7 protein-coding genes are annotated in these 6,762 nt (G+C 54.9%); all 7 read left to right on the plus strand.

Features of this window, described 5'->3' with window-relative positions:
* Positions 1-62 precede the first annotated feature (62 nt).
* Positions 63-860: an ABC transporter ATP-binding protein gene (locus ACR0K5_RS22580; protein ID WP_480631793.1), complete on the plus strand. Its 798-nt coding sequence runs from the start codon at positions 63-65 to the stop codon at positions 858-860.
* 42 nt (positions 861-902) lie between these two features.
* On the plus strand, positions 903-1,667 hold the full coding sequence (locus ACR0K5_RS22585) for a transporter substrate-binding domain-containing protein (protein WP_480631794.1): 765 nt from the start codon (positions 903-905) through the stop codon (positions 1,665-1,667).
* Between the two features lie 9 nt (positions 1,668-1,676).
* Positions 1,677-2,429, plus strand: coding sequence for an ABC transporter permease (locus tag ACR0K5_RS22590; RefSeq protein WP_480631795.1), 753 nt, complete (start codon positions 1,677-1,679; stop codon positions 2,427-2,429).
* Positions 2,426-3,208: an ABC transporter permease gene (locus tag ACR0K5_RS22595; RefSeq protein ID WP_480631796.1), complete on the plus strand. Its 783-nt coding sequence runs from the start codon at positions 2,426-2,428 to the stop codon at positions 3,206-3,208. The genes ACR0K5_RS22590 and ACR0K5_RS22595 overlap by 4 nt, the downstream gene beginning before the upstream one ends.
* A gap of 692 nt (positions 3,209-3,900) precedes the next feature.
* Complete coding sequence (locus tag ACR0K5_RS22600) at positions 3,901-4,239, plus strand: hypothetical protein (RefSeq protein WP_480631797.1); 339 nt, start codon at positions 3,901-3,903, stop codon at positions 4,237-4,239.
* A gap of 89 nt (positions 4,240-4,328) precedes the next feature.
* Positions 4,329-6,374, plus strand: coding sequence for a tetratricopeptide repeat protein (locus ACR0K5_RS22605; protein ID WP_480631798.1), 2,046 nt, complete (start codon positions 4,329-4,331; stop codon positions 6,372-6,374).
* Positions 6,375-6,377: 3 nt separating this feature from the next.
* The coding region (locus tag ACR0K5_RS22610) for a hypothetical protein (RefSeq protein ID WP_480631799.1) at positions 6,378-6,762 on the plus strand (385 nt) is incomplete at its 3' end.

The raw sequence follows: 6,762 nt of genomic DNA on the forward strand, positions 1-6,762 counted from the left end.
TACACTTGCATAATTGCGAGATTCGGGGCTTACTGCAAGCTGAAATCAGAAGATTCTTGGATATGGACACAGCCAAAGCAGCATCACCCACACTCGAAGCAACCGCGTCCAATGAGGCGATAAAGGTTCAGGACCTGCACAAATCCTTTGGTACGCTGGAGGTTTTGAAGGGTGTGTCCCTGACGGCGAACAAGGGGGATGTTGTTGCCATCATCGGGGGATCAGGTTCTGGCAAATCCACCATGCTGCGCTGTATCAACTTCTTGGAAACGCCAAGCTCGGGAAAGATCACGATAGGCGGTGAACTGGTTGAAATGCACGCCGATGGCAGCCCTTCCAACCGCCGCCAGATCGAGCGTATCCGCACCCGGCTGGCTATGGTTTTCCAGCAGTTCAATCTTTGGACACACCGCACACTTTTGGAAAACGTGATTGAAGTGCCGGTACATGTCCTGAAGGTGCCAAAGGCAGAGGCGATCGCGCGGGCACATGAACTGCTGAAGAGGGTAGGGCTGGGGGACAAGGCTGACACCTATCCGGCCTATCTTTCAGGCGGTCAGCAACAGCGCGCTGCCATCGCGCGGGCATTGGCGGTGGATCCGTCCGTCATGCTGTTTGACGAGCCGACCTCGGCGCTTGATCCCGAACTGGTCGGCGAAGTTTTGACCGTAATCCGTGATCTTGCCGCCGAAGGGCGTACCATGCTGCTTGTCACCCACGAAATGAAGTTTGCGCGCGAAGTCGCCAACCACGTTGTCTATCTTTTCGAAGGCCGCATCGAAGAGCAGGGCCCACCTGCCGAGGTCTTCGGTAATCCAAAATCGGAGCGGTTGAAGCAATTCCTCAGCTCGGTCGCCTGATCCAATAAAAACAAAATAATGAACCAAAAGGGAGTAACAAACATGAATGTCAAGAAACTGCTCGCGTCCGGGCTTGCCGCCGCTATCCTTTCGGCTGGCATCGCCAGTGCCGAAGAGGTCAAGATCGGCATCGCGGCCGAGCCTTATCCGCCCTTCGCTTCGCTCGACAGCTCAGGCAACTGGGTTGGTTGGGAGATCGACGTTATCAATGCTGTTTGCGCTGCTGCGGAGCTTGACTGTGTAATCACGCCAGTGGCCTGGGACGGTATCATCCCGTCGCTGACCGGGCAGCAGATCGACGCCATCATGGCCTCGATGTCGATCACCGAGGAGAGGCTGAAAACCATTGATTTCAGCGATCCTTATTACAACACGCCTGCCGTCATCGTCGCGGACAAATCGATGGATATCGAAGCAACGCCAGAGTCGTTGGCGGGTAAAGTTGTTGGCATTCAGGCTTCGACCATCCACCAGGCCTATGCGCAGGAATATTTCAAGGATTCCGAACTGCGTGTCTATCAAACCCAGGATGAGGCCAACCAGGACCTGTTCGCGGGTCGCATTGATGCCACTCAGGCCGACAGCATTGCCATGGCCGACTTTGTCAATTCGGAAGCGGGTGCCTGCTGCGAGATCAAAGGTGCCGTTCAGGATGATCCCGCCATTTTGGGCCGAGGTGTCGGGGCCGGTGTGCGCAAGGGGCAGGATGACCTGCGTGAAGCACTGAACAAGGGCATTGCGGCTATTCTCGCCGATGGCACGCATGAGGAAATCACTTCGAACTATTTCTCGGCCAGCATCTACTAAGCCGCTGCCGTGACCGAACTGTTGGACTTACTTGGATTGGCGCAGAGCGCAGAACTTCTGTCGCTCTCGCCACCGGGATGGGGGGCCAATCTGCTGCGCGGATTGTCCCACTCATTGCAGATCGCTCTTGGTGCATATGCGCTCGGCCTTGTGATCGGATTGTTCGGAGCTTATGGCAAACTTTACGGCGGGAAGGTCACGCGCGATCTTCTCGCCATTTACACGACTGTCATCCGGGCCGTGCCGGAACTGGTTCTGATCTTGATCCTGTATTACGTGGGATCTGACATCATCAACAAAATCTCTGCCGCCATGGGGGGTGGCAGGGTCGAGGTCAGTGGCGTTGGCGCAGGCATATGGGTGCTGGGCGTCGTACAGGGCGCTTACGCGACTGAGATTTTGCGCGGTGCTATTCAGGCAGTTCCACCCGGTCAGATCGAAGCCGCCAAATCCTACGGGATGCCCGCCTTCATGACCATGCGGCGTGTCACAGTTCCCGCCATGATGAGCTTCGCCGTACCCGGTCTGGCCAACCTGTGGCTGATCGCAACCAAAGACACCGCGCTTCTTGCTGTTGTGGGCTTTAACGAACTGACACTGGAAACCCGACAGGCTGCCAGCAGCACGCGTGCCTATTTCACCTTCTTTCTTGCGGCGGGTTTTCTTTATCTCATGGTCACGTTGTTTTCTGGCGGTATCTTCGCACTGATTGAAAAATGGGCTCGTCGCGGTCAACCCTCTCTGAAGGGAGGGAGCAGATGATCGATTTCAGATCGTTGATGCAACCACACCGCATCGTTATGATGCTGATATTCGCCGGTATAGTCATCTGGTGCGCCGTATCGCTGCAGTGGGACTGGATACCGAAATACGCACCACTCGCCCTTCAGGGCGTTTGGACGACAATCTGGCTATTGGTCGTCACCGTTGTTCTCGGTTTCCTTCTCGCAGTTCCGCTTGGATTGGCGCAGGCGGTCGGGCCTTGGTATCTTGCCGCCCCAGCAAAGGCCTTTTGTACAATTATTCGCGGCACGCCGCTGCTGTTACAACTTTGGTTATTGTATTACGGGCTTGGCTCGCTTTTCCCCCAGTTCCCCTGGATTCGTTCGTCAGAGCTCTGGCCCTATTTGCGACAGGCCTGGCCCTATGCGGTGCTGGCACTGACTCTGTCCTATGCCGGCTACGAAGGCGAGGTCATGCGAGGCGCCTTCAAAGGTGTTGCGAAAGGACAGCTTGAGGCAGCCAAATCATTTGGCATGCCACGGCTGACTATGTTCCGTCGCATCTGGTTGCCGCAGGCGATACGCAACGTCTTGCCGACGCTGGGTGGTGAAACCATCCTGCAATTGAAGGCGACGCCGCTGGTTGCGACCATCACGGTTGTCGACATCTACGCAGTGTCTTCGCGAGTGCGTTCGGACACGTTCATCATCTATGAACCGCTGCTGCTGCTGGCGGTGTTCTATATATTGGTCGCTGGACTAATCGCTCTTGCTTTCCACTGGCTGGAGGTGAAGGTCCTCGGCACCGGGACGCGTTAAAGTCAGCTCTGATATCCAAATTTGTAACACGCCTTCGTATTGGGACATATTGACCAAAGGGGTTCACATCGGGCGATTGGCATGAGTCCAGCTAGTATCTACGTTGAAGACCAACCTGGCACGAGACCTGATGAACGATGAGGAATGGACGTTTTCGAGCGTTTGATCCTTGCCGCACATGGCCCGAAGGGGCGCAAACCGGTCGGAGCGCTATCCGAGATCGTGGGGAGGTTCAAATTGGCAATGCCGTTTCTACTCCATCTGTCCAAAAAGGCTTTGGACTGTAATCTCGCCTTGATCGGCCGCAAGGTGTTCAGCCAATTATATCGCATATTAGCAGTTTGCGTGGCCCGCCTTTGTTTCAGTGATCTTGTCTAAAGAAGCGCAATACTCCGGAGGGGCTGCAAGGGCACCGAGCAGAGCAAGATTGTCCGAGGGGTTCTGGCCTTCAGCCCTTGTCCCCGAAAGAAATTCTTCGCACATATCCGCCTTGGTCTCACAGACGAATGGAAGTGCAAGAAAACTCGCTAAAACAAACGTTTTCCAAACAACGCTCCCACGAAACTTTGCGCAGAATATTGATATCCCGGATTCCTGAGTACAATTCCAAACGTTAGCAATGGGATTGTTGACAAAAGGCACACTCAAAACCAGAGTTTGCAGCGGCAAAGTGACTGATGTAATTGCAACGCATGGATGATGCACGCGTATTCAATGTAACCGATGATTTGGGGATTTTGCTTTGTCCCGTATGTGGATACCGCGGATACTCGGATGCTCCTGCGTATTTAAGGCAAGGTGGGAGGATCGGGGATACGATCTGCGATTGCTGCCTGTGGCAACCTGGCTATGACGATTGCCCGAACGCGAGTGACACTGCCGAAGCAACCATTATTGCCTCGATCAAATCCTATCGCGCGAACTGGTTGATCACGGCTGCGTGGCAAGGCCCGAATGGCACCGAACCTGAAGGCTTTGATGGTACTCAACAATTGGCCGCACTTGCCCGGCTTGCCCCCCATCTCTTTTGAAGATTTGCCATGTGTCAAATGGCACATGCGAAGGCCTGTTCCTCGTTCTATCCAATTTTGGAACGAACCTATGGAAGACCCAAAGTCACATGATGGAACCAATCGCCACGAAGTTGCCTTTTTCCATTCATACCCATTGTGTAAGTTTCATTCTGTCGCGAGCCGGGCCAATGAATTTCCGAGTGTTACAATTTGCCATTGTTGGGGCAACCTTTGCGTTCTCGCAACCTGCAAATGCCGAATGTTCTGAAGCACGCGAAGTTTGGGCGGATGTTAAATCCTCGCAATCGGTTGCGGTTCTGCAGGCTTTTCAGTCAGCGCATTCGGAATGTGCGGTCTATTCCGCCTTGGCGCAGGATCGCTTGGTCGCATTGGGTGCTGGCCCCGCTGCAGACACGCCCGTTGCAGCAGCCAGGTCAGATACCGAGGTTATTGCTGACGACGTGTCGCCGGAACTGGATCGGTGTCTTTCCTTGTCGGCATCACGTGGTCAGCACGCTTCATACCCGGCAGTGTCCTACAGTGAATTCGATGTGAAAATGGCATTGCAAGCCTGTCAGGTCGCGGCTGATCCGGACTTTGATAACGCGACCAGAGATGGAGCAACAGGGCTGGCCCGCGCTAAGACGGAGCTGAAAGAGTATGATGAGGCCTTTGACTTGTTGCGCGTTGCAGTCGCGGCGGGAAACAAGGTTGCAGGGCAGCGTTATGGAACTGCATTTTACAACGGCTGGGGTGTGGCGCAGGATCGCAATAAAGCGCGTGAAGTGGTAAAAGCGCTGGCCGATGACGGGTTTGCGCCGGCCATGTCAGACTACGGTGAACTCAAGGTTCTTGAGGCCATGGTCGATATGGATCAGCAGCTTTTCGACGAGGCAGCGCGATATATGACTCAGGCGTATGACGCGGGCGAGCCTGTTAATCCCTTGTTGCCAACGCTCATTACCGATCCGAAAAGTGCGCACTTTCACCCGATCTGGGCCGCGGAACTGATGGAGGAAATGATCGATCAGGGACGGATCAAAGTGATGCCGGATCTTGCCGTGCTTTATCTGGATGGCCTGGGCGATTTGGCGCCGGATGTTGACAGGGGTCTGTATTATTGGGCCAAAGCCAAGGAAGCGGGTCTCTCACTGAAATATACAGAAGCCGAGTATGACTGCATGGACGCGGCTGCGGCACCGACCCAGTTTCCGGACTGGCCATACAGGTATGTTTCGGATGATGAACTGAATACGGCAACGGCGCTTGAAACGTGTTACGGGGCGCTCCGGGCTGGCGACGTCTTAGTTCCAGAGATCGGTGCGATTTTTGCGCGCGTTCTCGCCGCCGACGGGCAGACCGAATATGCGAGAGAGGTCGCAGCGCAACATGCGGCCCAGGGCTCTGCTTTGGCCATGTACGTTCTGGGAACGCTGGATCAGGATGAAGGTAGCTATTCCAGCGCTGCGGATTGGTACCGGCAAAGCGCCGATGCAGGCCTTGGTATCGGAATGGTGGCGCTGGGGGATCTGTATTGGGACGGTCTGGGTGTTCCGCGCAGCATAACAGAAGGGCTGAAGTTAATTGAACGTGCCGCTGAAGAGACACCGCATATTGAGGCGCAAATCTGGCTGGGAGAATACTATAGCTATCCCGAAAACGACTTTGCCAGTGATGAAAAAGCTCTGCAGTTTCTGAGGCTGGCAACCAGCGATGATAACCATCCGCATATAAGTCGAGCGATGACGAGTATGGGTCAATTCTATCTGAACCGAACCAATTTGGATGACGTAAATGGCGCGCTGGCCCTCGAATGGTTCAACAGGGCGATTGAGCCTCGGTTCGGTTCGGATTACGCCGGAACAGATTCAGACGCTTATATGGGGCTCGCACGCATGTATATCGACGGGATTTACGTGGAACGCGACGCCAGGACGGCTGTATCCATGTTGAAAGAAGCCGCTTGGGCAGGAGAAACCAGCGCATTTATGTCAGCGGGCATGATCCTTGAGGCCGAGGGTAATCTGATAGCTGCGGCGGCATCTTACGAACAGGGTTGTGAGGCAGGTTTGGACCTTGCCTGCATACGGGCAGAACACGCAAAGGATGCCGCGCTTTATGAAAAACTCGACACATTTCTGGGGGCAGACTGAGACATGAAATCGCTGAAATATATCACAATCGCCGCGGCAGCAGCCGTCATACCGCTGACCGCGCAGGCAGGCGACACGAACTGCACCGAAGCGCGCCTGATGTGGGCGGATGTCAAGGAAAGCGGCTCTGTTTCGGTCTTGCAGGCTTTTGTCAGTACCTTCCCGGATTGCCCCATCTATAAAGGCCTGGCGGAAGAGAAACTGGCCAATCTGGCCGCGCCTGCAAGCGGAGGGATTTCTGAGTCCGAAACGGACGTTGCACAGGACAAGGAGCCACTTCGAGCAGACGAGGAGATTGCGGACTTCGAAAACACCGGACGCGACTATAACAGCTTTACAGAGGTTGAGACATCCTGCATGGCCGAGGCGGCGGCGCCCACGCAGCATG

This window comes from Ruegeria sp. AB9 (genome assembly GCF_056542585.1).